Source organism: Nevskia sp., from assembly GCF_021732705.1.
In the GTDB taxonomy this organism is placed as follows: Bacteria; Pseudomonadota; Gammaproteobacteria; order Nevskiales; family Nevskiaceae; genus Nevskia.
Genome location: NZ_JAKFUM010000008.1, coordinates 82,918 through 108,253, shown reverse-complemented (window position 1 = coordinate 108,253; position 25,336 = coordinate 82,918). Strand labels below are relative to the sequence as shown.

Below are 25,336 nucleotides of genomic sequence, written 5' to 3'. Positions count from 1 at the left end.
GCGTCGCCAGTTTTCTGGGTGATCGACCGAACCCGAGCGCGTGCTGCGCCGGACCTCGAACCGGATCAGGCCGCCTTGATCGCCGGGCCGGATGTCAGCACCGGGCCGGTCGGCTTGCCGGTCGGCGAGCCGCCGACCGGTTCCAGGCTGACCGCCAGGGTCAGGCGCTCGCCGCCGACGCCAGGCGGCAGTTTCAACTGGCCTTCGCCGGCGGTTGGCAGCAGGCCGAGCGACACCGGGCCGGCGTCGGTGATCAGCCACAGTTCCAGGCTGTGCTCGCCGAGCTTCGGATAGGCACCGCTGGCGACGGCAATGACCTGATCGAGCTGCGGTTTCACCGACAGCGTCCACTGCATGTCCGATTCCGGCAGACGCAGCAGCGACACGTAGATCGTCTGCGGCACCACCGGCGAGGCAGCGGGCGGCGCCGTGGCCACCACCGGCGGCGTGCCGACGCGCGAACCGAACAGCACGGCAAGCACCACCGCGGCCGCCGTCGCAAGCCCGGCGAGAATGCGCCACGGCGGCGGCGGCTTCGGCGCTGCCGCTGGCGGCGTCGCGGCGGCCGGCTTGCGGATCGGCGTGACCGTGGCGCGTGGCGCCGGTGCCGCTTCGGGGGCCGGACCGATGCGCTGCTGGATGAACTGCCACACCGACGGCGCCGGTGCCACCGGCTGCACGTCATCGGCCAGGCCGGCGAGCCGGGTTTCCCACAGCGTGACGACCGCCCGAAGGTCGTGATCCTTCTGCACCAGCTTCTCGAACCGGCGGCGGGCGCGTCCGCGCAGCGTGCCGAGGGCGTACTCGGCAGCCAGCATCTGGCGCAACTGGGCGTTCTGAACCTTCATCTCGTGCCGCCGCTCACCGTTCCATCAAGACATTCGCGCAGACGCGTCAGGCCGCGCCGCACCCAACTCTTCACCGTTCCGAGTGGCGCATTCATCACGCGTGCCAGCTCCTGATGGGTGTAACCCTCGTAATACGCGAGCGGCACGCTGCGCTTCTGCTCGCTCTGCAAGTCGCGCATGCAATCCCGCAGCATGCCCAGACCTTCCCGTTCCACTGCCCGATCTTCCGGGCTTTCGCCGACATCGGCGAAGGTCATCGGCGCTTCCTCGCCTTCCTCCGGCATTTCCACTTCCGGCCGCTTCATGCGGATGAGGTCCAGCGCGCGGTAGCGAGCCACCGTCATCAGCCACGTCAGCGGCGCGCCCTTTTCCGGCGCGTAGGTGTCGGCTTTCTGCCAGACCCGGAGGAAGCAATCCTGCAGCGCTTCCTCAGCCCAATCCCGACGTTTGAGCATACGCAGCAGCAAGCCGAACAGATGCGAACTGCAGGCCTCGTAGAGCTGCGCGAACGCGCGTTGATCGCCTGCGCCGGTATCGGCCAGCAGGCGAACGAGACGCTCGGAATCGGCGCTGGTGAGGCTCATGTTCGAAGGGGATTTCGTCTTGGAAACGATCGACACGGATGATAGCAAGTGCCTCGTGGAAACTGGGTGAAAGACCGTGCGCGGCTGGCCGATCCTCCGTCGACCTGCCGCCGATCCGCCGCCGATCTCTCGTCGATCTCTCGTTGGCCGGGCATCGATTCGGCCTGATCCGCCATCGGCCGTCGGCGACGGGCCGCGATCCTGCCCGGTGATGCACCGTCCGCGCCGGTCATCGCGACCGGCCCCTCGAGGCCGGCGACTATACTTGCGCTTCACCACCGAGCGAGCCTGCCGTGATCCACACCGCGTATCCCGCCACCCGTCCGCGCCGTGCGCGCGCCGCCGCCTTTTCGCGGGAACTCACGCGCGAGACCCGCCTTGCCGCCGGCCAGCTGATCCAGCCGCTGTTCGTGGCCGAAGGCGATCTGCGCGGGCCGATCGCCTCGATGCCGGGCCAGATCCGCCGCGATCTCGACCAGCTGGTCGCCGAATGCCGTGAACTGGCGGCGCTCGGCGTGTCGGCGGTGGCGATGTTCCCGGTGATCCCACCGCACCTGAAGAACGAGGTCGGCAGCGAATCGCTGAACCCGGACGGCCTGATTCCGCGCGCGATCAAGCGCGTGAAGGACGCCTGCCCGGAGCTCGGCGTCATCGTCGACATCGCGCTCGATCCGTATACCAGCCACGGCCACGACGGCATCCTCGACGAAGCCGGCTACGTCGCCAACGACATCACGGTCGAGGCGCTTCGCAAGCAGGCGGTGGTGCTGTCGCGCGCCGGGGCCGATGTCGTCGCACCTTCAGACATGATGGATGGCCGAGTCGGCGCCATCCGTTCGGTGCTGGAGCGCGACAACCGCCACAACACGATGATCCTGAGCTACGCGGCGAAATACGCCAGCGGCTTCTACGGCCCGTTCCGCGATGCCGTCGGCTCGGCCGCCGCCCTCAAGGGCGACAAGCGCACCTACCAGATGGACCCGGCCAACAGCGACGAGGCGCTGCGCGAAGTCGGCCTCGACATCGCCGAGGGTGCGGACATCGTCATGGTCAAGCCGGGCATGCCGTATCTCGACATCATCCGCCGCGTGAAGGACGAGTTCGGCGTACCGGTGGCGGCGTATCAGGTCTCCGGCGAGTACGCGATGCTGAAGGCCGCGGCCCAGAACGGCTGGCTGGACGAGAAGAAGGTGGTGATGGAATCGCTGCTGTGCTTCCGCCGCGCCGGCGCCGACATGATCCTGAGCTATTTCTCGAAGCAGGCCGCGCAGTGGCTGAAGGACGCCTGATCGCATGAATGCTGACGTCAGTCGTTACGGCGTGCTCGGCCAGCCGATCGCCCATTCGAAGTCCCCGCGCATCCACGCGGCGTTCGCCGCAAGCCTGAACCAGAAGCTGCTGTACGAGGCCTACGAAATCGCGCCGGACGAACTGGCGCCGTCGCTCGCCCGCTTCCACGCCGACGCCTGGGCCGGCTTCAACCTGACCGTGCCGCACAAGCAGGCCGGTTTCGCACTGAGCGAAACCCGCTCGGACGCTGCCGTTGCCGCCGGTGCGGTCAACACGCTCATCCGCACCGCCACCGGCTGGCATGGCGACAACACCGATGGTGCCGGGCTGGTGCGCGATCTCGTCGCCAACCTCGGCGTGGCGATCGCGGGCAAGCGCGTGCTGGTGCTCGGCGCCGGCGGTGCCGCCCGCGGCATCCTCGCGCCGCTGCTGGCCGAGCAGCCGGCGATCGTCGCGATCTCCAACCGCAACCCGTGGAAGCCGGAAGAGATCGCCGCCGCACTGAAGCCGCTCGGCAACATCGTGCCGCGCACGCACCTGTCGCTGAAGGGCGATCAGTACGACCTTGTGCTGAACGCCACCAGCGCCGGCCACAAGGGCGAAGTACCACGCCTGCCGCCGGGTCTTTTCGCGCCGGGTGCGACTGCCTACGACCTGAACTACGGGCCGGCGTCGCGTCCATTCCTCGACTGGGCGGCCGCGCAGGGCGCCAGCCGCCTGAGCGATGGCCTCGGCATGCTGGTCGAACAGGCCGCCGAAGCGTTCCAGCGCTGGCGCGGCGTTCGGCCGGAAACGTCGGCGGTGCTGGCAGACCTGCGCGGCTAGCGCGGCTCGGTTCCCGCTTACGTCGGCGGCGCGACAAACGGGTCCGCGTTCGCGACGCCCAGCGCATCGAAGTGGCGGGTATTGCGCGTCAGCACGAGCAAGGCGTGATGTTTCGCCAAAGCCGCGATCGCCGCATCGGGGAAGCCGGGATGCTGGCCGCTTGCGACCGCGGCATCGGCCATGCGGCCGAGCACCCGGCTGACGGCAGCATCGAGCGGCAGCACGCGGTCTCCGTAGTGCTTCAGCAGCCCGTCGAGCCAGATCGACAGTCGCGCTGCCCGCGCCACGCCGCCGGCGCGATGCAGTTTGGCGATGCCCTGTTCGAGTTCGGCCACCGCGATGCACGGCACGAACAGGCGATCACTCGCCGCCCGCAGCCAGATCCCAAGTTCGGGCGACACGGCGGCGCGGTCCGGCGCGAAAGCCGACAGCACGCTGGTATCGAGCAAATAGCCTTCCGTAGCGGCGCGGCTCACAGGTCGATGTCACGCAGCGGCGCGGTGTTCCGCTCGGGCGCAACGTCGGGCTCGTCGAAACTCTCCGGAATCGCCAGCAGGTAGTCGGCGAAGCTCGGCTGGTTGTCCGGATACAGCTTGCGGCCTTCTGCGACCGGCACGACCATCGCCATCGGCTGGCCGTGGCGCGTGATCATGGTCGGCTGGCCGTTCTCGGCCGCCGCGATCAGCGATGAAAACGCGGCCTTGGCTTCGCGAACTTGCAGCGTGTTCATGCTGGATGCCTCCGAATACCATGTGACTACATGGGGTCACACGGTATTCGGGGCGCGGATTGCGGTCAAGCACTCGGCCGTTGGATCAAGCGCCGCCTGCCGTCGAGGTGCGGTGACGGCAGGCGGTTCCGGGTCCCGTCCGGATCAGGCTTGAATCAGGCCCCGATCAGGGCGTGCCGATGATCTTCTGCAAGAACAGCACGATGGCGTTGCTGTTGTAGTCGCGGTTGCCCTTCTTGCGGAAGCCATGGCCCTCGTCCTTGGCCAGCAGATACCAGACTTCGCCACCGTTGCCCCGGATCGTCGCGACCATCTGCTCGCTTTCGGTGTACGGCACGCGCGGATCGTTCAGGCCCTGCACGATCAGCATCGGCTTGGTGATCTTCGCAGCATGGGTCTGCGGCGAGATCCGCTCGAGGAAGGCCTTCATCTGCGGGTCGCGCTCGTCGCCGTATTCGACCCGGCGCAGGTCGCGGCGATAGTCCTGGGTGTTGGTCAGGAAGGTGACGAAGTTCGAGATGCCGACGGTGTCGATGCCGCCGGCGAGGCGATCGTTGTAGTGGGTCATCGCGGCGAGCGTCATGTAGCCGCCGTACGAGCCGCCGGCCACCACCACGCGCTTCGCATCAAGGTTCGGCTGCTTCGCGATCCAGTCGAGAAGTGCGCCGATGTCCTTGACCGAGTCCTCGCGCTGGTAACCGTTGTCGAGCCCGAGATAGGTCTTGCCGTAGCCGGTGGAGCCGCGCACGTTCGGCGTCAGCACGGCGATGCCGAGTTCGCGCACGAAGAATTCGGTGGTCGGGTTGTAGCTCGGCTGCGACTGCCCTTCCGGCCCGCCGTGGATCGAGATCAGCACCGGATGCGGGCCTGCGCCCTTCGGCGTGTACAGGAACGACGGGATGCTGCGGCCATCGAAGCTCGGGTAACGGATCAGGGTCGGCTCGGTGAAGGTCTCGGCCTTGAGCCCGCCGGTTTCGCTGGTGGTCCAGCGGGTCAGCGCCGGTTTGTTGCTGCCGGGGACGAACGAGAAGACGTCGCTGGCCGAGCGCGGGCTGTTCAGCACGAAGCCGAGGCGCTTGCCGGCGTGGTCGAAGCTCAGCGACCCGATCAGGCCGACCGGAATCGCGGGCACGGCGGCCGGCTTGCCGGTCTTCAGGTCGATGAGCTTGAGCTGGCTCGCACCATCGACATTGGCGGTGTAGGCCAGCCAGCGGCCGTCCGGCGAGCGTTCGAGGCCATCGACATCCCACGGCAGGTCGGCGGTCAGCACTTTCGCGCCGCTGCCGTCGAGACGCTCGTAGCGCAGCTGCTGGAAGTCCGAGCCTTCGTCGGAGATGTAGTAGATGCCCTTGCCGTCCTTCGCGAACTGGGCGTTGCTGAACGCGATCGGCGTGTTCGCCGGGTGGAAGCGGCGACGCTCGCGGCTCTGCACGTCCACCAGATACAGCTCGCTTTCCTGCGCCGAGATGTAGCGGCCGACCAGCAGGGTACGGCCATCCGGCGACCAGTCCACCGCGCTCCACGAGCCTTCGGCCTCGACCAGCGGCGTCGAGCCCGGCTGTGAAGGCGTGGCGAGATGGATGTCGCTGTCGCGGCCGTTGCGGCGCGTGGTGCTGAACGCGAACTGCTCGCCGGTCTCGGCGAACAGCCCGCCGGTGTTGCGCGACTTGCCATCGGTCAGCAGGCGGTACTCGCCGCTGGCCAGATCGTGGAAGTAGAGCTGGAAGAACTCGTTGCCGCCGTTGTCCTTGCCGAAGAGGAAGCCCTTGCCGTCCGGGGATGGCGAGGCGCCATTGATCGGCTCCGGAAAGAACGTCAGCTGGGTACGCGCCGCACCCGGTGCCAGCACCCGGTGGATCTGCGCGGTTTCGCCAAAGCGGGTCGAGATCAGCAGGCTGCCGTCGGCGAGCCAGCCTTCGAGCGTCGCGCCGCGCGACTGCTGGTAGCGGTTGGTGCGCTCGGCCAGCGCCGGCGGAATCTCCGGAATGCCTTCGATCACCAGCGCGCCGCGCTCGACGCGCTTGACCGGATCGGCCGCAGAGGCAGCCAGAGGCAACAGGGCAACGGCCAGCGCGGTGCCGGCGAACTTCGACAGGGACACGGGGAATCTCGGCGAGGGATCAGCTCCGAAAATACTGCGCCGCGGTCAAAACTTCACGCGCCGTGTTGCCGGGATCGGTGCGGGCTTGATCGGCGTCGCATGCCGACTCAATCCTTGATCTTGACCAGAAAGCCCTTGATCTTGTTGCTCTCCAGCCTCGCCAGCACCGACTGCGCCGCCGCCAGCGTCGGCTGCGGGCCGATGCGCACGCGGAAGCGGGTGTCGCGTTCGGTCAGGGTGACCTGCTCGATGCGCGATTCGTAGCCGATCAGCGCGAGGCTGGCGCGCTGCTTGTCGGCCTCGTCGCGCGACTTGTACGCGCCGACCTGCACCAGATACGCGCCACCCGGATCGGCCAGCGCCTGCTTGACGTCCGGCGGCGGCGCCTTCGGCGGCTTGCCGACCGGTGCCGGGCGCGAGTACTCGCGCGGGATCGTCACTTCGATCTTCGGCAGCTCGTTGTAGAACGAATAGCGCGACGGCACCTTGTCCGGCACGGCCACGGCGCCGCTGCCGGCTGCCGCGCTGTCCTTGACCGGCTCTTTCGGCGCCGGCTTGTCGGCGGCAGCGGTGTCCTTGCGGTCACTGCCCTTCGCTTCACCCTTGCCGGCGTCATCGGACTTTCCCGCGTCGCGATCCCTGGCGGATGCGGCCGGACCCGCGGCTGCGGCGCTCGAAGCAGCGCCTTCGCCGAGCGCGGTGCGGTGCGACGGCCGGTCGATGTAGACGAACGCGGCAACGACCAGCCCTATCGCCAGACCGACGACTAGCCAGACCCAGCCCGGCAGGTCGCGTCCGCTGCTGCCTCCGCCGCCGGACGACGATCCGCGGCGATTGCCCGGCTGACCGTTGCCGTTGCCGCGATTGCGGTTGGCGTTCGGGTGGCGCGGCTTGGCGTAGTCGCGGGCCACGGGCCTACATCCGGTCCGGTGCGGAAACGCCGAGCAGGTCGAGCCCGTTCTTCAGCACCTGCTGGGTGGCCAGCGCCAGCGCCAGACGGGCGTTGCGCAGGGCCTCGTCATCGATCAGGAACGGCACCGCGTGGTAGTAGCCATGGAAGGCGGCGGCGAGATCGCGCAGGTACTGGGCGACGACGTGCGGCTCGAGATTCTGCGCAGCCGACTGCACCGTCTCGGCGAAGCGGCCGAGCAGCGCGACCAGCGCCACGGCATCGGCTTCGGTCAGCTGATCGAGTGCCGCAAGGCCCGCGGCCGCGTCGTAGCGCAGGCCGCGCTCGGCCAGCTGCCGGAACACCGCCGAGACGCGGGCGTGGGCGTACTGGATGTAATAGACCGGGTTGTCGTTGGTCTGCGCGCGCGCCAGGTCGATGTCGAAGATCAGCTGCGAATCGCTCTTGCGGGCGACGAGGAAGTAGCGCGTGGCGTCGCGCCCGGCCTCGTCGATCAGGTCGCGCAGGGTCACGTAGGAACCGGCGCGCTTCGACAGTTTCACTTCCTCGCCGCCGCGCATCACGGTGACCATCTGGTGCAGCACGTATTCCGGGTAGCCCTTGGGAATGCCGATGTCGAGCGCCTGCAGGCCGGCGCGCACGCGGGCGATGGTGCCGTGGTGGTCGGCGCCCTGCTCGTTGATCACGCGGACGAAGCCGCGCTGCCACTTGTTGACGTGATAGGCGACGTCCGGCACGAAGTAGGTGTAGCCGCCTTCGCGCTTGCGCATCACGCGATCCTTGTCGTCACCGAACGCGGTGGTGCGCAGCCACAGCGCATCGCCTTCCTCGAAGGTGTGGCCGCTGGCCTGCAGCGCGGCCACGGTGCTGTCGACCTTGCCATCGGCGTACAGCGACGATTCGAGGTAGTAGACATCGAACTTCACGCCGAACGCGCGCAGGTCCAGATCCTGCTCGCGGCGCAGATAGGCCACGGCGAAGTCGCGGATCGCGTCGAGATCGTCGGCGTCGGCCTTCGCGGTCACCGCGCGGTCGTCGGCGGTGACGGTTTCGCCGGCGAGGTAGGCCTTGGCGACGTCGTCGATGTAGTCGCCGCGGTAGCCGTCTTCCGGCCAGCCGGCATCGCCCGGCTTGATGCCTTTGGCCCGCGCCTGCACCGACACGCCGAGGTTGGCGATCTGGTTGCCGGCGTCGTTGTAGTAGAACTCCTTCGTCACCTGCCAGCCGGCGGCGGCGAGCACGCGCGCCATGCAGTCGCCGACCGCCGCACCGCGGCCGTGGCCGACGTGCAGCGGGCCGGTCGGATTGGCCGAGACGAACTCGACCATCGCCTTGCCCTTGGCGCCCGAGCGGTCGATGCCGAACGCGTCGCCGGCGTTCAGGATCTCGACCACGATCTGCTGCAGCGCGCCGGCCGCGAGGAAGAAGTTGATGAAGCCCGGGCCGGCGATCTCGACCTTCGACACGATGCCGCCCGCCGGCAGGGCCGCGACGATCGCTTCCGCCACGGCGCGCGGCGGCTTGCCGAGCGGCTTGGCCAGGGTCAGCGCGAGGTTGGTCGCGAAGTCGCCGTTCTTCTTGTCCTTCGCCGGTTCGACGAGGATCTCGCGCGGCGCGGGCACATCGGTGCCGGCGAGCACGGTGGCGAGGGCGGTGCGCAGCAGGTCCTGCAGTTGGGATTTCATCGGGACGCGGTCAATCGGCCGGGTGGCCGTGCTTCAGAAGTGAGGACAACATTGTACGGGGCAAGGCACTGATCGCCTGCCTCGCACGCGGAGGAAGGAGGCGCGCTCAGGCCGGCTCGGCTTCCCAGATCCACGGCCGGCCGCGCGAATTCGGGCGGTAGCCGTCGGCGATCGCCGCTTCGATGCAGCCTTGCAGACGCTTGGCGAACTGCACTTCGGACTTCGGCTTGCCGTGCCCGAACTCGACGAACGGGAACTCGACGATCAGTTCGCGGCGCTTGCCCGGATCGGTCGACACGGTCACCGACAGGCCGCCGCAGCCGCCGCCCTTCAGCGGCCCGCCGATCCAGTGGCGCACCTGCCAGTGGTACTCGTCGTCGTCGATGACGATGACGCCGGAATCCTTGAACGCGGCCATCAGGTCGAGGCCGCGCCGGGCAGCGGCTGGCGCTTGATCGCCAGCGGGCCGATCGCCTGACATTCCGGCATCAGCTGCAGCAGGTTGATGTTGATGTGCGCCGGCCGGCTCGCGACCCACAGCACGGTTTCGGCGATGTCGTCGGCCGTCAGCGGCACGGTGCCGGCATAGACCGCATCGGCCTTGGCCTGATCGCCGTGGAAGCGCACGGCGGAAAACTCGGTGCCGCCACACAGGCCGGGCTCGATGTCGGTGGCGCGGACGCCGGTGCCGACCAGATCGGCTCGCAGGTTCAAGGTGAACTGGCGGACGAAGGCCTTGGTCGCGCCATAGGTGTTGCCGCCCGGATACGGCCACTCGCCGGCGGTGGAGCCGATGTTGATCACGTGGCCGCGGCCGCGCGCCACCATGCCCGGCAGCAGCGCGTGGGTCATCGTCATCAGGCCCTTGATGTTGGTATCGACCATGCGCTCCCAGTCATCGAGGCTGGCGCGCTGTGCCGGTTCCAGCCCGAGGGCCAGACCGGCGTTGTTGACCAGCACGTCGATCGCCGCCCAGTCCGCCGGCAGCGCGGCGATGACGGCGGCGATGGCGGCACGATCGGTGACATCGAGCGCCACCGGCAGCAGCGATGGCCCGAGTTCCGCCTGCAGCGCGGCGAGCTTGTCGACGCGGCGAGCGCTGGCGATCACGCGATGGCCTGCCGCCACGAACTGCCGCGCCATCGCGGCCCCGAAACCGGCGCTGGCGCCGGTGATGAAAACGATCATGGAATTCCGAATCTCTGAAACCGATGCGGATTGTCGGCGCTGCGCGCGGGTGGCGCCAGCGCCGGGGCCACTCCGCGCCATCGGCCGCGGGATGGCGCAGCCGATGGAACGGGATCTTCAATCGCCGCTCAGGCGGCCTTCGGCAGCATTTGCGCCACGAACGCCTCGCACTCGGCCTTGTCCATGTAGCGCGGCACGGCGTAGGTCCAGTGCGCCTCGGCCAGCGCCTTGTCGGTGATCGCCGGAATGTCGCTGGCCTTGAGCTTGTCGACCTGCGTCGGAATGCCGAACTCGGCATTGAGCTTGCGGATATGGGCGATGAAGCGATCGGCCAGCACGGCATCGCTTTCCCCGCCCTGCTTCAGGCCGCTGACTTCCGCCAGCTTGGCCAGGCGTTCGGCGCAGTCCGGCTTCGAGAAATCGAGCACGTACGGCAGGATGATCGCGTTCGCGAGGCCATGCGGCAGGTGGTAGTACGCGCCGAAGTTGTGGGCAATCGCGTGCACGTAGCCGACGCCCGCCGTGGTGAACGCCACGCCGGCCTTGAACGAGGCCACCGCCATGTTCTGGCGCGCCTCGATGTTGCTGCCGGTCGCGACCGCCGCCGGCAGGTTCTGCATGATCAGGCGCGTCGCTTCGAGCGCTTCGGCATCGGTCATCGGCGTGTGGTTGCGCGAGATGTAGGCCTCCACCGCGTGGGTCAACGCGTCCATGCCGGTGGCCGACGTGATGTGCGGCGGCAGGCCGGCCATCAACGCGCCGTCGAGCGCGGCGCCGATCGGCACCAGCTTCGGGTCCATGATCGCGAACTTGCGGGTGGTCGACGGATCCGACACCACGGCGGCAATCGTCACTTCCGAGCCGGTGCCGGCGGTGGTCGGCACCGCGTACAGCGGCATCGGCTTGAAGAACACGCGCATCAGGCCGGCCATGTGGACGATCTTGTGCGGGTTGCGGGCGCGGGCGGCGATGACCTTCGCGGCGTCGATCGACGAACCGCCGCCGATCGCGAGGATCGCCGTGCAGCCGGCGCTTTTCAGCATCGTGAGGCCGGTCTCGATCTGCTCGATCGTCGGGTTCGGCAGCACGCCGTCATAGATCACGGTGCTGATGCCGAGCGACTTGAGCTTGTCCAGCATCGGGTTCAGCAGACCGATCTTGACCAGCATCGCGTCGGTGACGATCAGCAGGCTCTTGACGTCGGTCCGGGTCGCGATGTGCTCGCACAACTGCAGCGACGAACCGGCACCGCTGAACAGCTCCGGCGTGCGGAAGGTCAGCAGCTTGGTCGACCATTTCAGCGCGAGCTGGAACAGCTTGTAGATGAACACTTTGATCGAGAAGGGAATCATGGAAACGCTCCGCAGGTGAAAACCGGATGCGACGTTGAGGCCGCACCGTGAAGAAATGAAGACTCAGGAATGGCCGCCCGACTTGGTCGATTCCGCAGCGCGGCGCTTGGCCAGACGTTCTTCCTTGTCCTTGTCGCTGCCCCAGATCACTTCCGGGAACAGCAGCACGCGCAGCAGGCCGATCAGCATCCAGCCGTAGCTGATCGTGAACAGCAGCCCGCAGAACAGGCTGATCCACTCGAAGTTCGGTGACACGTACTTGATGCCCCACCACGAGATGACGTCGGTCAGGGACGCCGCGAGGCCGACCGGGAACACCCACTGGTAGACGCGCAGCTGGTTGAACTGCAGCGAAAACGGAATGCCGACGATGAAGAAGCTGGTGGTGAAGCCGAACAGGTGCGCGTGGCTGAACGCGATCAGCTTGCCGAGCGACATCTGATCGAAATAGGCACTCGCCGAGCCGTGCAGGTTCAGCTGGTAGCTGATCTCGGACGCGCCGAAGACGAACGCGATGCCGAAGATCACGACCGCCATCGCGATGCCGCGCTTCGCCGCCGGCGGAAAGTTGCGCAGGTTGATGTCGATCGAATGCGACGAGGAAGTTTTGGGAAAGGGCACCAGCCGCCAGATCGTCAGATTCAGCGCGAAGAAGAACAGCGCCAGCGCGATCGGCCCGCCGACGGTCTGCCACGACGGCCGTTCCGGCGGCAACTGCACGATGTCGGCGGCGGCGACCGGCTGGTCGCTGAAGAAGTCGAAATCGTCCTTGTCGGCTTTGGAGGCATCGGCGTTGGCCGGTGTCCCGGCGGCAGCGGGCGCTGCGGCAGGCGACTGTGCGGCGGCCGGAGCATCGTCCGCGCGAACCGGTGCCGTGCCGATCACCGCGAACGCGAGCAGCAGCACGGCCACGCAAGTGCGCAGGGCAAGGCTCAACCGGCCGCCAGCCCACGCGGCGCACGCGCGCACGCTGCACGCCAGCACCGATCGTGCGGCGATCCGCGTCATCAGGCGCCCTTCAGTCGCACGTACAGCAAGGTGCCGGCCTTCTTCACCGCCGCGGTGATCACCGCATCCAGATCATCGCCGCTGGCCGCCGGCAGCTTGTCGACGGCGAGGCCGTTGAACTTCGCGTACACCGCGGACTTCGCCGCCGCCGGCACCTGCCGCGTGTTCATCGGTGCAACCGCAGCGACATTCAGCTGGCGATCCGTCGTCATCAGCAGGTAGAACGGCTTGCCGCGGAACTCGGCAGCGAAGATCAGCGCCGTACCGGCCGGCTTCTGCTCGACCAGCGGAATGTAGATCGTGTTGTCGTCGGCCTTGCCGAGCTTGGCGCCGAGCGTTGCGGCACGCGCGACGTCGGCATCGGTCAGCAGCGCATCCTTCGGCAGCCAGGTCTTCACGCCGGGGAAGCGGTTCTGCACCTCGCGCGGGATCAGGCTGGCCAGATCCAGCCAGTCGCCCGGCGCTTTCGGTGTCGACGCCTTCGCGCCCGGATTGGCCTTGGCCGTGGCCTCGACGGCATTGGCAAAGCCGTCGCCATCGGCATCGAGCATCTCGATCGCCTTGAACGCGGCGAGCGTCTCGCCGGCCTTCTTGAACGACTCGCCGTAGGCATTCAGCGCCGAGCCACCGCCGTCCCGGTGGCAGGCGTTGCACGACGGCGCGTAGCCGAACTGCTGCTTGAACATCAGCGCGAACACCGGCTGGGCGTGCGCGGCGGTTGATGCAAACACGGTAGCCAGCAGCAGTGCTTCCGCCGCTGCCGTGAGGCGGAAGGTGCGAGGCGGGAGGCGTGAAAAGCCACGTCGGCCATCGCTTTGGGCTCCGCTGTTGTCGTTTCGCCTCACGCCTATCGCCTCCCGCCTCACAATTCAGAAATCGAACAATCCGGGCACCACCGCCCGCATCTCGTCGAGCAGCTTCGGGTTCTGCGCGAGTGCCGCCTGCAGGCGCTCGTGCTGCACCGAATCGGCCGGCGGCATCAGCTTGTTGGCGCGGTCGGTGCCCTGATAGCGCGACCAGTCGAGCGCTTCGCGGATCGCGTCCTTGGCCTTGATGTTGGCGAGCACGGCGGCTTCGTCGGCACCGCTCATGAAGTTCAGCTTCTTCGATGGGTTGCCGCGGTGGCAGGCGAAGCAGTACTGCTCGTAATGCTGCAGCGGCGAGTTCGCGGACAGCTGCACCGGCGGCTCGCCACTGGCAATCGGCGGCGATAGCTCGGCGGTGTCAAGGCAGCAGTAGTCGAGCGGCTTCGCGCCGAGCGCGGCCAGCAGCGCGTTGACCGTCTTGACCCGCGAGTAGACGGCCGGTGCGAAAAAGCCGTCGTCGATCTGGTCGACCGCCGCGAGCAGCTTCGCGGTATCGCCGGCGGCGGCCGTTTCCAGCAACTGCCGGTCGGCATCGGAGAACAGCGCCGCGATGCCGTAGACACCGTCGAGGTCGCTGGCGGCGAGCACGCGTTTCGGCGCACGCGGGCTCAGCGGGTCGAACGCCGCCTTCAGCTTCGGCAGGCGGTCGAAAGCTTCGAGATCCTCGTTCGTCTTCGCGCCGTCGCCGGGCTTGGGCTGCCGCGTCGTGATCTTGCGCAGCCAGCCCTTGAAGCCGCGGTTCTCCTCGACCGGATCGCGGTTCGGCAGGTCGCTTTCGGCGACGACGATGCCGGTCTTCGGCCAGTGTGCCGCCTGCAGTTCGCGCAGCTTGGCAGCGCTTGGTGACTGGGCATCGAAGCCGGCCGGATTCTGCAGCCAGGTCAGCGCCAGCGTGAGCATCGTGCGGCGGCAATCGGCCGAGGTGCCGCAGGCATCGATCCACAGACGCTGCGTCGCCGGAATGAAGCCGCCGACGTCGGTCAGCTGGTCGAAGCGTTCCGGCACGCCGAGCGCATTCGCCGCCGGCACGCCGAGATACGGCTGATCGCCGTGGCGGGCGGCGGTGATGGCGGCTGCCGTGGCCGGCGCGCCGTTGGTCTCGTTCCACGGCCGCTGCGGGAAGATCGGCACCGCGCCCTGATGGCAGGTCGTGCAGATCGCGCGCCTGGCGTAGACCAGCTTCGGAATGCAGCCGGCGCAGTAGTTCTGCACCAACTGAAACTCGTAGCGGCCTGCCGCCTCGTTGTAGCTCAGCACCTCGATCTCGCTGGCGTTCTCGACGAAGCCGAGGAACAGCTGGCCGCTCGTGTTGAGGCCGAGCGCGGCCGGCGTGGCGGCGGCGCGGAAATCGGCGGCGGCGAGCACGCGCGGGTGGGTGTCGTCGGCCAGCCCCTTCAGCAGCGAGCGGCCATGCGGAATCAGCACGGTGAGCGGTCTGGCCGCGTCCGGATCGTGCTTCGCGATCAACTCGACCAGCTTCGGGAACGGGTACGGAATCTGGCCGTTGGCCGCGATCAGGTGATCGAACAGCGAGCGCGTGCCGTCCGGCGGCAGATCGTCGGCCGGAATGAGCGTCGCGCTCAGCGCGTCCGCCGCCACGGCGCCGGGCTGCTTCGCGAGTTGCGTGATGGCGACGCCGGCATCATTGCCGCAGCCGGTCAGCAGGCCGGCGACGACAGCAGCGAGGACGGCGGCGCGCATCGCTGCGATCACATCAGCTTCAGGAATTCGCGCAGCGCGCGCTTGTCGTCGGCCGACAGGCTGACACCGAACTGGTGACCCTTGTTCTCCACCGGGTCATCGCACTTCATCACCAGCGGATGGTGCGGATCGGCGCTGGCGAAGTTGGCGATCGGCGTGCCCTTCGACACCGGCAGCTTGATCAGGCCCTGACCGTCCTCGCGCGGGGCGAGCCAGAAGTCGCGGTCGACCGTCGTGATCTTCTGCGGACGGTGCGGCGTGACCGCCGGATCGTCCGAGGTCATCAGCTCGTCGAACGCCATCTCGAACTGCCGGATGCGGCCCTTGACCGTGTAGTCCAGCGTCTTGCCGTCGGGCATCCGGGTCTGCTCGCCGATGGCGTTGTTGTGCAGGAACGGCGCCGTGGCCCAGGCCGAGAGCAGCGAGATGTTGCGGTAGTAGCCCGGCCCGCCTTCGATCTTCTTCTCGCCGACCTTGGTGCCGCCCACGCCCGGCACCATGCGGTTCAGCACCTCCGGCACGCTGCCCGGCGACGCGCGGTGCTTGTAGTCCTCGCTCGAGAACTCTTCCCAGATGTGGCCTTCGTTGTGGTTGTCGTGCAGCGCGCGGCACTGGTTGGTGCCGACGATGTTGAACGGCGTCGGCTCGTCGTTGCCGAGCCAGTCCTGGCCGAAGACGTCGTCCTTCGCGAACTGCGCCGGGCGCAGCACGCCCTTCGCGTCCTTGGCCATGTGCTTGGCGATGAATGCCGGACTGGTCCGCTCGGCTTCGGTGAACTCGTGCTGCCAGTAGGCTTCCGCGCCGAACACGTGGCCGTCGTAGAAGCGTTCGAGCGCGGCCTTGTCCTGGCGGACGTTGTCCGGCGCCACCTTGGTCGAGTGGCAGCCGGCGCATTCGCGGGCGAAGACCTTGCGGCCCTGCGGGACCTTGGCGAGGTCGATGTAGTCGAGCCCCGACTTGCCGTCGGCATCCTTCGCGGCGGCGAGGTAGGTCGGGCCGCCGGTGATCAGGAACGCGGCGAGGTCGTCCATCTTGGCGTCGGCGTAGTTCCACGGCTCGCAGTCCTTCGCGCACTGGGCGATGCGGAACGGCTTCTGCCTGGCCTTGTCGCCGAAGAAGCTGCCGGGCGACGGGAAGTTCGGCGTCCAGCATTCCTCGGTGCACATGCCGATGTTGACGTAGACGCGGATCAGCGCGAGGTGGTCGCCAACGGAATCTTCGCCGCCTTTCAGCACGTGCTGCGTGCGCCCCTTCTCGAGCTTGCCGGTGATCGGATCCTTCATCGTGTGCGTGAATACGCGCCGATTCTGGAAATCCATGATGTTGTTCTGCGTGCCCGGGTTGTTCTGGAAATCGTTGGCAACGAGACTCGTGTCAATCGTGCCGTTGCGGCCCGCCTGGAGCGCGATGCGGGCCAGCGAGTCTTCCGGTGCGCCCTGGAAGAACATCGTCGGCTGGTTGATGTGCTGGTTGCCGATCGTGGCCGAGATGTTTTCCCATTTCGGCAGGTTCGGGTTGGCCGGCGGGCGGGTCGGATCGAAGCCGACGTGGCACTGCACGCACGGATGGCCGATCACGTAGCGCAGGTTCTTCTTCAGCTCGTCCGGCTGGTACGGCGACTTCAGCGGATCGAACACGACCTTGCCGGTGGCGTCCTTGGTCGGGTCGGCCGTGTACTTGCGGTAGCCGAGCACGCCGCTGGAATGCTCGTCCGGGCAACGGTCCCACCAGTAGGTGCTGGCGTCGCCCTCGGTGCAGTCCGGATCGTTGATCAGGCCGTACTTCTCGAAGCGCTTGGCGCGCTCGCGGGTGTCGAGCCACGGGTACCAGATGTCCGCCATGCCGTTCGGCACGGTGCGGGCGAAGTGCAGGTAGATCTCGTCCTGATTGCCGAACGTGCCCTTGAACCAGACATCGCGGCCACGGCGCGCCTGCGCCCGCAGCTCCTTCGCCTTGGCCGGATCGCGCGCTTCGACATCCTTGAACAGCTGGTTCACGTAGCGGCAGGACTCCGCGTCGTAGCCGGTCGGCTGCGGCTGATCGCACGGCGGCGGAGCGGCCTGCGGAATCGGCGCGAACTTCCAGGTGATCGGGCCCTGCCAGTCATGCGTGTAGTGCTGGGCGCCATCCGGCCAGACCTTGCGGGCGGCGAGGGTCGCGTAGAAGTTCGCGTCGTACCACGCGCGCTTCTCGTTCAGTTGCGGAGTGCCCTTGTAGGTGCCGAGCGGCAGGATGTCGCGTTTGGCGAGGTCTTCGAGCGAGACCGAGCGCAAGGTCATGCCGTACGGCGCGTCGCTGACCGGGTAAGGGTTGGCTGGCGACGCAGCCGGCGCTGCCGGCGCGGCGGCGGCCTTGGCCGGAGCGGCGGTCGCAGGGGCCGTCGCGAGCATCGCGGCGGCCAGAAGTGATGCAGCAAGCACAGTCCGATTCATCCCCGATCCCCGTCTCGTAACCCCAGCCCAGCGCGTGATTCCCGACCCGGCCCGTGGCCGGGAATGCGCTCTGACGGCGCGTTCGGCCGCGAGTGTAGCAGCGGATTCGCGATTTCCATACTGTAGCGTATTGATCTCTGCGGTCTTCCGACCCGCCGCGTTTTCGCGGTCACGGCCGCCAGCGCACCGTCGCGCGCGCCACGCTGGCAGCGCGAATCAGCCCGCCGCGACCAGCGATTCGGCCAGCGCCGCGCGCAGTTGCGCGAGCCGCGCGGCCCGCAGGTCCGCGTCGTACGGCAGGCTCGGCACGCGGCCCCAGACCGGCGCCGGCCAGGCCGGATCGGTCGAATAACGGGCGATGTGATGGACATGCAGCTGCGGCACGACATTGCCGAGTGCGGCGATGTTGAGCTTGTCCGGCGCGAACACGGCCATCAGCGCTTTCGACAGCAGCATCGACTCGCGCAGCAGCTGCAGCTGGTCAACCTCCGCCAGCTCATGGATCTCGCGAATGCCGGCGCGGCGCGGCACGAGGATCAGCCACGGGTAGTGGGCATCGTTCGACAGCAGCAGCCGGCCCAGCGGCAGTTCGCCGACGGTGACGGTATCGGCTGCGAGTTGCGGGTGCAGGGTCCAGTCGGCGTCGGTCATGGCGGGCAGGTTCCGAGGATGGCGGCTGGCGCGCAGTCTGGCCGATCTGTCCCGCCGCGTGCCGCGATCACAGGTCGGGGTGGCGCTGCTTGCGCTCGGCGGTGTAATCCCACCACGGCCGCGCCGGCGCGCCGTTGGCGAAATCGATCGCCGCGATGAACACGTCGAGCACGCAGGGATCCTGACGCTGGCCGGTCAGCACGCTCAGCCGCTGGTACAGCACCAGCGGATCAAGCCCGGCCAGCTCGCCCGGCGTCTGCAGACCCAGCAGCGCGAAATCCTTCGCCGCCGCGGGGCCGATGCTCGGCAGGTCGGTGAAGCGTCGGGCCTCGCTGATGCTGGCGGCCTTGCCGCGGGTCTTGCGCATGTCGGCGTCGCGGGCGGATCAGGACGCCGCCAGCACTTCCGCCGCGGCACGCTCGCCCGAGCGCACGGCGCCGTCCATGTAGCCGGACCAGACGGTCGCGGTTTCGGTGCCGGCCCAGTGGATGCGGCCGATCGGGTCGCGCAGCGCGCCGCGATACGCCGTCAGCACGCCGGGCGGGAACACGCCGGTCGGGCCGCCGGCGCTGTATTCCTCGCCCTGCCAGTTCATTTCGAGATAGCCGGTCGGGTTCGCTGCCTGCGGGCCGAAGTAGGCGACGAAGGCTTCGAGGACCGCGGCGCGGCGCACGGCGGGGGGCATCAGCACGGCATCGCGCGCGTCCTGGCCGTCGATGAAGCCCATCATCACGCCCGGCGCGCCCGGCTCGGGCGGCGTGTTGTCGAACGTCAGCTTCGGCAGGAAGGCGTCGCTGGTGACCTGCCCGTTCAGGCCGGCGGCGCGCCAGAACGGCGTCGGGTAAATCGCGTGGACTTTCCAGATCGAGCCCATCGGCACCCGCTGCGACAACTGCTGCCGCGCCTGCAGCGGGCCATCGAGTGGCGAAATGCGCATCCGCCCGGCCATCCACGGCGACATCGCGACGATCACCCGCCGCGCCCGGACGGTGAAGCCTTCGCCGCGGACAGTGACGCCGCTGCCGTCCTGCTCGATCGCCTGCACGGCCGCGCGATAGCGGATGACCGGCCCGAGGCTCTGCGCCATCGCCAGCGCGATCGCCTGCGAGCCGCCGACGATGCGGTCCTGCTGCGCGCCGCCTTCGGTATCGAGCAGCAAGTCGAGGCTGCCGGCGGTCGCGACGTAATGCAGGAAGTGCAGGAACGACACCTCGCGCGGCTCGGCCGACAGCAGCGCGATCGTCGCCAGGGTCAGCAATTGCTTGCCGGCGTTGGTCAGCAGGTTGGCATCGATCCACTGCTCCACCGTCATCGCGTCCCAGCGCGGAGCTTCGCGGGCGTTCCACGGCGCATCGCGCGGCACGTCCTGCGCCATGCGGTTCAGGCGGATCAGCGCCAGACCCGCTTCGGCGGCACCGGCCAGCGCGCCCGGCGGAATGCGGCCGGAATAGGTCGTGCGGCGGCCGTTGCGATAATCGACCAGCCGGCCGGTGTTGAATGCGCGGAACGTCGACAGGCCGAGTTCCTGCACCAGGGCGTACATGCGGTCCTGCGTCGGCCCGAGGAATTCGGCGCCGCCTTCGACCACGTAGCGCTCGTACGGCGCCGGCAGCCGCTGATTGACGCAGCGCCCGCCGACGCGATCCCGCGCTTCGAGCAGCAGCACGTCGCGCCCCGCCGCGCGCAGCGCCCGCGCCGCCGCCAGACCGGCATAGCCGCCGCCGATGACGACGGTATCGGTCGCCAGCGAGCCGGTCGCCGTCGTGCCGCTGGCGAGCGCTGCGTCCGGCGCCAGACCGAGCAGCGGCGCGCCGGTGCCGGCAGCGAGACCCGCGAGCACGCGGCGGCGGGAAGGATCGGTCGGTGTCATCGGCGAGTCTCGCGACAGTGAGGTGCGTCGAAGCGTCGCCGGTCGACTGGCTGGCGGCAATGGGTAAAACCGCATCCGTGGCGTGATATCCGGCGTGCGAACGGTGCTGGCCTGACTCTGTGTCGTTGCCGCTCGGGCATCCGGCGGCCGGGTTTGCCGGTGCGCCCCACCAGCCGGAAGCGCAGCGCCGAGACCTCGCCGGGACGTTCCGTCAGCGCCCATCGTCAACGACCATTCGCCGTCCGGCAGGGTGCGCCGCCGTTGACCAGGTCAAGTCACGGTGGGCTGACCACTGCCGCAGGGCCGCGCTGCCAGCGGAAACTCAGGCGCCACCAGCAACGGCGGTGTCCCCACCGTGGCGAGCCCCGACAGCGCAACGCTCGTCAGTGCTTCAAGCGAATTCGGCTGAGCGCAACGCGCGCTCAATTCGCTCCGGCGTCAATCCATTGCCCGATCAGGGTCACGCCGGCCGCGTCGACGACATGGCTGGCGAGCGGCGGCATGCGGTTGTCGTCTAGGCGGCGCATGCGCTCCCAGACCACACTCGATTCCTTGCGGCCCGGGGCGATCCGGCGCGCGTTGGCGAGGCCCAGATCGCCGTTCTGCGGGCTGATGCCGAGCAGGTTGGTGCTGGCGATCGGCGTCGAGGCGCGGAAGTCGATGTTCGACGGCGCCGGGCCGTTCGGCTGGTGGCATTGGGCGCAGTTGGTGTCGAGATACGAGCGGGCGCGCGCAGTCAGCGACAGGCTGGCGTTGGCCGGGTCGACCAGCGCCGGATACTGCGACGCGTTGCCGATATCGGCGGTGAACAGGTTGATGTGATTCAGCGTGCGCAGCTGGTTGTCGCTGCGCGGCGGGTAGGCGAACACGCTGTTCAGCTGTGCGGTCGACACGCCGAGCACGAAGCCGGCCGCGGCCGAGTGGCAGGTCGCGCAGGCGGCGCGGCTCGGGTATTCGTACAGCTGCGTGCCGCCGCCGGCGACGGTCAGCGTCTCGGTGGCGCTGGTGCTGAGCAGGTCGGCATCGCTGCCGTCGGCGTTCCAGCGGTAGGTGTAGCCCTGCCAGCCGTTGCTCTGGTTGACGAAGACGCGGGTTTCCAGACGCCGGTTCTGGCCGTTGGCCAGCGTGATCTCGAAGTGCTTGACCGTCACCGAGCCGGGCGGGAAGGTCCACGGCGCGTTGCCGCGGAACGTGACCTGCGTGCCGTTCGGGATGCCGAACCAGCGGCGCTTGCGGGTACCGTCGGACCAGAACTCGGCGGCCGGCTGGTATTCGATCAGGCCGGGATTCGGCGTCATCGTCGCGGTGTTGGTGAACAGGCCGGTCTGCGACAGCCGCTGCGGAAACGGGGCGCTGCCGCCGCCACCGACATTCGGCAGCAGCCGGTACAGCGCGCCGTCGAACAGGCCGGTGGCGTACAGCTCGCCATCGTGATCCGGCGCGACCGAGCTGGGGCCGGCCGGAATCGTGCCGACCACGGTCGCGGTGGCCGGACGGCCGTCGGTCGGGGTGGCCGACCACAGGGTGCCGGAGCAGAAGTCGGTATAGAGATAGGTGCCGGCCAGCGAGGGAATCGCGCCGCCGCGATAGACCGTGCCGCCGGTCACGCTGCAGCCGGCGTTGTGGTCGTATTCGAGCACGGGTTCGATGAAGTTGCTGCCGGGCGGAATCGGCGTGCTGGCGGTCGGATAGCCGTGCAGGCCTTCGCGCGTGGCCCAGCCGTAGTTGCCGCCGCGGGTGATGACGTCGATTTCCTCGTAGATGTTCTGGCCGACATCGCCCACCCACAGGTTGCCGGTGGCCACGTCGAAGCTGCCGCGGAACGGGTTGCGCAGGCCGTAGGCCCAGATCTCGCCGCGGGTATTGGCCTGGCCGACGAACGGGTTGTCGGCCGGAATCGAGCCGTCCGGATTGATGCGCAGCATCTTGCCGAGCAGCGTGTTGCGGTTCTGGCCGTTGCCCTGCGGATCGCCGCCGGCACCGCCGTCGCCGGAGGCGATGTACAGCTTGCGATCCGGCCCGAAGCCGAGCCAGCCGCCGTTGTGGTTGGCGAACGGCTGGTTGTAGCGCAGCAGCACGGTTTCGCTGGCCGGATCGGCCACCAGCGGGTTGGACGTGACGCGGAAGCGCGAGATGTGGGTGCGCAGCGGCGAGCCGTCGGTCGTGATCGGGTTGTAGTTGACGTAGAAGTAGCCGTTGCTCGCGTAGTCCGGATCGAACGCCAGCCCGAGCAGGCCAAGCTCGCCGCCGTCGTTGGTGACACGGGCGTCGATGTCGAGGAAGACGCTGGACGTGGTCGCGGCCGGGTTGGTCAGGTCGAACACCCGGATCACGCCGTTCTGGCTGACGACGAAGCCATGCTGGCGATTGCCCGGCGCCACGGCGAAGTACAGCGGGCTCGGGAACGTGAGATTCGGAAACGCGCGGGCGATGCGCACATCACCGCTCTGCACGCTGCCGCTCGGAAACGCGAGCGCGCCGAGCGAAGGCCGGGTGTCGAGGCCGAAGCCGGTCGGGCCCGGGTTCGGCGGCGGGGCCGGCGCCGGCAGCGGTTCGGCGCCGCCGCCGCCACAGCCGGCAAGCAGCAGCGCGCTGCCGATCAGCATCAATCCGATGCCGCGGGCTGCGGCGATGCCAGTTCCGTTCGAGCGCATGACCTGTCCTCCCTGACCGATGCCGCTGCCGCGTCCGGTCGATCTACTTGCCTGCCGCGTTGCCGGTCATGGCCACGGTCAGGCGCGAAATGCAGACGAGCCTGTCGCTGTCGTCCACGATCCGAATTTCCCACACCTGCGTGGCGCGGCCGATGTGAATCGGACGAGCGGTTCCGGTGACCAAGCCACCCGTCGCCGCACGGATGTGGTTGGCATTGATGTCCAGCCCGACCGGCATGCCGGCGTTCGGCGGCGTGCACAGCCACGACGCGACGCTGCCCAGTTCTTCCGCCAGCACGCACGAGGCGCCGCCGTGCAGGCGGCCGTACGGCTGCACCGTGCGGTGATCGACCGGCAAGGTGCCGCGCAGGAAGTCCTCGCCGACCTCGGTGATGGTCAGGCCGAGAAAGGCACCGAGCGTGTTCGGCGCGGTCGGCAATCCCTGGCCGATGGTGACGGGCTGTTTCCAGATGCTCATGCGCAAGCGGTCGGTGTGGGGCGGGCATCAAGTCTAGCCTGCGGCCTGACTCCGGCGGTCGCTGCGCGCCATCGGACACAGGGCGGCGCGGCCGGTCGAACCCACGTGGCCGTGCCGGGTTCGAGGCCGGTCCCGTTGCCGCAACGACGCTTCGCTACACTCCGCGGCTCCTCCCGCCTTTCCGCTCCGGACACGCCATGCCCCGCACAGCCCTGCTCGCCGGTGCCACCGGACTCGTCGGTACCGCGCTGCTGCCCTTGCTGCTGGCGGATGCGCGCTATCGCGAGGTCATCGTCCTCGGCCGCCGCGCGCCGGCACTGACGCACGCGAAGCTGCGCTTCGTGAAATCGACACTGGAAGATCTGGACACGCTGCCGGATCCGCTCGCCGCCGATGACGTGTTCTGCTGTCTGGGCACCACGACGGCCGCTGCCGGTGGCCGCGCCGGGCTCGAACGGGTCGACTATCACATGGTGCTGGCCGTGGCCCGCGCCGCGCAGGCCAGCGGCGCGACCCGCTTCTTCGGCGTTTCCGCGGCCGGCGCCAGTACCACGTCGCCGGCGTTCTATTCGCGGGTCAAGGCGCGGATGGAAAAGAGTGTTTCGGAAGCCGGTTTCGCCGCCGTGCACCTGTTCCGGCCGTCGCTGCTGCTCGGTGCCCGCAGCGAATCACGGCCGGCGGAAGCGTTCGCCCAGCGCATCGCGCCGTGGCTGGCGCCGCTGTGCGTCGGCCCGCTGCGCAAGTACCAGCCGATCACGGCCGAGGCGGTCGCGAAGGCGATGCTGACGATCGCGCAGTCCGATCAGGCCGGCGTGCACGTGCACGATCTGCCGCTGTAGCGCGCCGGGTCAGACGTAGGCGATCCAGCGCCGGATCAGGGCCTGCACGGCGTCGGCTTTCGAGGCCAGATCGGCGGCATCGCGAACCACGATCATCGCGCGATCCTTCGCCAGCCAGTGCAGCAGCTGCGCCGGGTCGTCGACGGGAACGGACGCCAGCGGCCGGACCTTGGCCCCCAGATGCAGGATCACGCCGACGCCGGCCTTCTCGCGCAGGTTCACCGTCGCGAAGTATTCGCGGGTGCGGAAGCTCGGTGCATTCCACTGGATGGCTTCGACGATGCCGGCATCGGCCTCGCGGATCAGCCCGCGCAGCGCCTGAATCGTGGCGTGCAGCGGGTGTTCGAGACGCGCCATGAAGGCATCGACGGTGTCGGCGACATCGGCCTTGCGCGATCCGGCCGTCCGACCTGCCGCAGTGCCGGACGGCTGCGCCATCTCAGGCCTCGTCCTCGAGCTGCTGGCGCAGCGCCGCGAACTGCGTGCGCTCGGCCGGACTGACCTCCGGATAGCGCAGGTCCAGCCGCTGCATCGTGCGCACGACGATGTCGGCAACCGTGGCGCGCAGGTAGGGCTTGTCGTCGGCCGGAATCGCGTACCACGGCGCCCACGGGCGCGAGGTCTCGTTCAACGCATCCTCGTAGGCCTGCTGATACGCCGGCCAGTGGCCGCGCTCGGCGACGTCGGCGGTATCGAACTTCCAGTTCTTCTCCGGCTCGGTCAGGCGCGCGAGGAAGCGCTGGCGCTGTTCTTCCTTCGACACGTTCAGCCAGAACTTGATGATCACCGTGCCGTTGCGGGCGAGATGGCGCTCGTGCTCGCGGATCGACTCGTAGCGATGCTTCCAGAACGTCTTCGGATGCCGGCCGGGATGCGGCCGCTGCGCGCCGAGGTATTCCGGATGCACCTTGGTGACCAGCACTTCCTCGTAATAGCTGCGGTTGAACACGCCGATGCGACCGCGTTCCGGCAGGCGCCGCGCGGTGCGCCACAGGAAGTCGTGGTCCAGCTCCTCGAGGCTCGGGCGCTTGAACGCGTGCACCTCGCAGCCGGCCGGGTTGACGCCGGTCAGCACGGCGCGGATGGTCGAATCCTTGCCGGCGGCGTCCATCGCCTGGAACACCAGCAGCACCGCACGGCGGTCGTGCGCGAACAAGATCTTCTGCAGGTCGTCGAGCTGCGCCACCGATTCGCGCAGCAGCGCCTTCTGCGCGTCGTCGCCCGGCGCGTGCTTCGGCGGTGCCGTGCGCGCCTTGCGCACCTTGAAGCTGCCATCGTCCGGCACCAGCCAGGGGCTGTCGACCGTGAAATCGAGGCTCATCGC

At 68.5% G+C, this 25,336-nt stretch carries 24 protein-coding genes; 3 read left to right on the top strand and 21 right to left on the bottom strand.

Features of this window, described 5'->3' with window-relative positions:
- Window positions 1-65: 65 nt before the first annotated feature.
- Together QZ951_RS09905 and QZ951_RS09900 are read right to left on the bottom strand one after the other, a co-directional pair.
- Window positions 66-848 (bottom strand): anti-sigma factor, encoded by a 783-nt coding sequence (locus QZ951_RS09905; protein WP_293000402.1) that lies wholly within the window; start codon window positions 846-848, stop codon window positions 66-68.
- Window positions 845-1,711: a sigma-70 family RNA polymerase sigma factor gene (locus tag QZ951_RS09900; RefSeq protein WP_293000401.1), complete on the bottom strand. Its 867-nt coding sequence runs from the start codon at window positions 1,709-1,711 to the stop codon at window positions 845-847. The genes QZ951_RS09905 and QZ951_RS09900 overlap by 4 nt, the downstream gene beginning before the upstream one ends.
- A gap of 14 nt (window positions 1,712-1,725) precedes the next feature.
- Here QZ951_RS09900 and hemB point away from each other — a divergent pair, with 14 nt between their 5' ends.
- Together hemB and aroE are read left to right on the top strand one after the other, a co-directional pair.
- Window positions 1,726-2,721, top strand: coding sequence for a porphobilinogen synthase (gene hemB, locus QZ951_RS09895; protein ID WP_293000400.1), 996 nt, complete (start codon window positions 1,726-1,728; stop codon window positions 2,719-2,721).
- A 4-nt stretch (window positions 2,722-2,725) separates the two neighbouring features.
- The gene (aroE, locus tag QZ951_RS09890) at window positions 2,726-3,547 is read left to right on the top strand and encodes a shikimate dehydrogenase (protein WP_293000399.1); all 822 of its coding nucleotides are present in this window, start codon (window positions 2,726-2,728) and stop codon (window positions 3,545-3,547) included.
- A 17-nt stretch (window positions 3,548-3,564) separates the two neighbouring features.
- On the opposite strand, the gene QZ951_RS09885 is transcribed toward aroE, so the two are convergent.
- The 17 genes from QZ951_RS09885 to QZ951_RS09805 form a co-directional block, all read right to left on the bottom strand.
- Window positions 3,565-4,023, bottom strand: a complete 459-nt coding sequence (locus QZ951_RS09885) for a PIN domain-containing protein (protein WP_293000398.1) — start codon at window positions 4,021-4,023, stop codon at window positions 3,565-3,567.
- Window positions 4,020-4,277 carry a type II toxin-antitoxin system Phd/YefM family antitoxin gene (locus QZ951_RS09880; protein WP_293000397.1) on the bottom strand — a complete coding sequence of 86 codons (258 nt, stop codon included), beginning with the start codon at window positions 4,275-4,277 and terminating at the stop codon, window positions 4,020-4,022. The genes QZ951_RS09885 and QZ951_RS09880 overlap by 4 nt, the downstream gene beginning before the upstream one ends.
- A 166-nt stretch (window positions 4,278-4,443) precedes the next feature.
- Window positions 4,444-6,378: a S9 family peptidase gene (locus QZ951_RS09875; protein ID WP_293000396.1), complete on the bottom strand. Its 1,935-nt coding sequence runs from the start codon at window positions 6,376-6,378 to the stop codon at window positions 4,444-4,446.
- 107 nt (window positions 6,379-6,485) lie between these two features.
- On the bottom strand, window positions 6,486-7,289 hold the full coding sequence (locus QZ951_RS09870) for an SPOR domain-containing protein (RefSeq protein WP_293000394.1): 804 nt from the start codon (window positions 7,287-7,289) through the stop codon (window positions 6,486-6,488).
- 4 nt (window positions 7,290-7,293) lie between these two features.
- Window positions 7,294-8,973 (bottom strand): arginine--tRNA ligase, encoded by a 1,680-nt coding sequence (gene argS / locus QZ951_RS09865; RefSeq protein WP_293000393.1) that lies wholly within the window; start codon window positions 8,971-8,973, stop codon window positions 7,294-7,296.
- A 106-nt stretch (window positions 8,974-9,079) separates the two neighbouring features.
- Window positions 9,080-9,391, bottom strand: coding sequence for a hypothetical protein (locus QZ951_RS09860; protein ID WP_293000392.1), 312 nt, complete (start codon window positions 9,389-9,391; stop codon window positions 9,080-9,082).
- Window positions 9,391-10,161: an SDR family NAD(P)-dependent oxidoreductase gene (locus tag QZ951_RS09855; protein ID WP_293000391.1), complete on the bottom strand. Its 771-nt coding sequence runs from the start codon at window positions 10,159-10,161 to the stop codon at window positions 9,391-9,393. The genes QZ951_RS09860 and QZ951_RS09855 overlap by 1 nt, the downstream gene beginning before the upstream one ends.
- Before the next feature lie 128 nt (window positions 10,162-10,289).
- Entirely contained in the window at window positions 10,290-11,513 is a 1,224-nt protein-coding gene (locus QZ951_RS09850) for an iron-containing alcohol dehydrogenase (RefSeq protein WP_293000390.1), read from the bottom strand.
- A 63-nt stretch (window positions 11,514-11,576) separates the two neighbouring features.
- Window positions 11,577-12,521 carry a hypothetical protein gene (locus tag QZ951_RS09845; protein ID WP_293000389.1) on the bottom strand — a complete coding sequence of 315 codons (945 nt, stop codon included), beginning with the start codon at window positions 12,519-12,521 and terminating at the stop codon, window positions 11,577-11,579.
- Entirely contained in the window at window positions 12,521-13,252 is a 732-nt protein-coding gene (locus tag QZ951_RS09840; RefSeq protein ID WP_293000388.1) for a hypothetical protein, read from the bottom strand. Before QZ951_RS09840 ends, QZ951_RS09845 begins: the two co-directional genes overlap by 1 nt.
- A gap of 138 nt (window positions 13,253-13,390) precedes the next feature.
- Window positions 13,391-15,088: a hypothetical protein gene (locus QZ951_RS09835; protein ID WP_293000387.1), complete on the bottom strand. Its 1,698-nt coding sequence runs from the start codon at window positions 15,086-15,088 to the stop codon at window positions 13,391-13,393.
- A gap of 8 nt (window positions 15,089-15,096) precedes the next feature.
- Entirely contained in the window at window positions 15,097-17,520 is a 2,424-nt protein-coding gene (locus QZ951_RS09830) for a hypothetical protein (RefSeq protein ID WP_293000386.1), read from the bottom strand.
- 216 nt (window positions 17,521-17,736) lie between these two features.
- Window positions 17,737-18,171, bottom strand: a complete 435-nt coding sequence (locus QZ951_RS09825) for an HIT domain-containing protein (protein ID WP_293000385.1) — start codon at window positions 18,169-18,171, stop codon at window positions 17,737-17,739.
- Between the two features lie 67 nt (window positions 18,172-18,238).
- Window positions 18,239-18,538 (bottom strand): helix-hairpin-helix domain-containing protein, encoded by a 300-nt coding sequence (locus QZ951_RS09820; protein ID WP_293000384.1) that lies wholly within the window; start codon window positions 18,536-18,538, stop codon window positions 18,239-18,241.
- An 18-nt stretch (window positions 18,539-18,556) separates the two neighbouring features.
- Window positions 18,557-20,041, bottom strand: coding sequence for an FAD-dependent oxidoreductase (locus tag QZ951_RS09815; RefSeq protein ID WP_293000383.1), 1,485 nt, complete (start codon window positions 20,039-20,041; stop codon window positions 18,557-18,559).
- Between the two features lie 422 nt (window positions 20,042-20,463).
- Window positions 20,464-22,695: a PQQ-dependent sugar dehydrogenase gene (locus tag QZ951_RS09810; protein WP_293000382.1), complete on the bottom strand. Its 2,232-nt coding sequence runs from the start codon at window positions 22,693-22,695 to the stop codon at window positions 20,464-20,466.
- Between the two features lie 43 nt (window positions 22,696-22,738).
- Window positions 22,739-23,173, bottom strand: coding sequence for a hotdog fold thioesterase (locus QZ951_RS09805; RefSeq protein ID WP_293000381.1), 435 nt, complete (start codon window positions 23,171-23,173; stop codon window positions 22,739-22,741).
- A gap of 197 nt (window positions 23,174-23,370) precedes the next feature.
- On the opposite strand from QZ951_RS09805, the gene QZ951_RS09800 reads away from it, so the two are divergent.
- The gene (locus QZ951_RS09800) at window positions 23,371-24,012 is read left to right on the top strand and encodes an NAD(P)H-binding protein (protein WP_293000379.1); all 642 of its coding nucleotides are present in this window, start codon (window positions 23,371-23,373) and stop codon (window positions 24,010-24,012) included.
- A 9-nt stretch (window positions 24,013-24,021) separates the two neighbouring features.
- Here QZ951_RS09800 and QZ951_RS09795 read toward each other — a convergent pair whose 3' ends face one another.
- Both QZ951_RS09795 and QZ951_RS09790 read right to left on the bottom strand, forming a co-directional pair.
- On the bottom strand, window positions 24,022-24,450 hold the full coding sequence (locus tag QZ951_RS09795) for a DUF1801 domain-containing protein (RefSeq protein ID WP_293000378.1): 429 nt from the start codon (window positions 24,448-24,450) through the stop codon (window positions 24,022-24,024).
- 1 nt (window position 24,451) lies between these two features.
- Window positions 24,452-25,333, bottom strand: coding sequence for a PPK2 family polyphosphate kinase (locus QZ951_RS09790; RefSeq protein ID WP_293000377.1), 882 nt, complete (start codon window positions 25,331-25,333; stop codon window positions 24,452-24,454).
- Window positions 25,334-25,336 lie beyond the last annotated feature (3 nt).

Coding starts and splice junctions, on each gene's coding strand:
- QZ951_RS09905 (WP_293000402.1), bottom strand. CDS start 848: ATGAAGGTTCAGAACGCCCAGTTGCGCCAGATGCTGGCTGCCGAGTAC.
- aroE (WP_293000399.1), top strand. CDS start 2,726: ATGAATGCTGACGTCAGTCGTTACGGCGTGCTCGGCCAGCCGATCGCC.
- QZ951_RS09880 (WP_293000397.1), bottom strand. CDS start 4,277: ATGAACACGCTGCAAGTTCGCGAAGCCAAGGCCGCGTTTTCATCGCTG.
- argS (WP_293000393.1), bottom strand. CDS start 8,973: ATGAAATCCCAACTGCAGGACCTGCTGCGCACCGCCCTCGCCACCGTG.
- QZ951_RS09860 (WP_293000392.1), bottom strand. CDS start 9,391: ATGGCCGCGTTCAAGGATTCCGGCGTCATCGTCATCGACGACGACGAG.
- QZ951_RS09855 (WP_293000391.1), bottom strand. CDS start 10,161: ATGATCGTTTTCATCACCGGCGCCAGCGCCGGTTTCGGGGCCGCGATG.
- QZ951_RS09850 (WP_293000390.1), bottom strand. CDS start 11,513: ATGATTCCCTTCTCGATCAAAGTGTTCATCTACAAGCTGTTCCAGCTC.
- QZ951_RS09845 (WP_293000389.1), bottom strand. CDS start 12,521: ATGACGCGGATCGCCGCACGATCGGTGCTGGCGTGCAGCGTGCGCGCG.
- QZ951_RS09835 (WP_293000387.1), bottom strand. CDS start 15,088: ATGCGCGCCGCCGTCCTCGCTGCTGTCGTCGCCGGCCTGCTGACCGGC.
- QZ951_RS09830 (WP_293000386.1), bottom strand. CDS start 17,520: ATGAATCGGACTGTGCTTGCTGCATCACTTCTGGCCGCCGCGATGCTC.
- QZ951_RS09825 (WP_293000385.1), bottom strand. CDS start 18,171: ATGACCGACGCCGACTGGACCCTGCACCCGCAACTCGCAGCCGATACC.
- QZ951_RS09820 (WP_293000384.1), bottom strand. CDS start 18,538: ATGCGCAAGACCCGCGGCAAGGCCGCCAGCATCAGCGAGGCCCGACGC.
- QZ951_RS09815 (WP_293000383.1), bottom strand. CDS start 20,041: ATGACACCGACCGATCCTTCCCGCCGCCGCGTGCTCGCGGGTCTCGCT.
- QZ951_RS09810 (WP_293000382.1), bottom strand. CDS start 22,695: ATGCGCTCGAACGGAACTGGCATCGCCGCAGCCCGCGGCATCGGATTG.
- QZ951_RS09805 (WP_293000381.1), bottom strand. CDS start 23,173: ATGAGCATCTGGAAACAGCCCGTCACCATCGGCCAGGGATTGCCGACC.
- QZ951_RS09800 (WP_293000379.1), top strand. CDS start 23,371: ATGCCCCGCACAGCCCTGCTCGCCGGTGCCACCGGACTCGTCGGTACC.
- QZ951_RS09795 (WP_293000378.1), bottom strand. CDS start 24,450: ATGGCGCAGCCGTCCGGCACTGCGGCAGGTCGGACGGCCGGATCGCGC.
- QZ951_RS09790 (WP_293000377.1), bottom strand. CDS start 25,333: ATGAGCCTCGATTTCACGGTCGACAGCCCCTGGCTGGTGCCGGACGAT.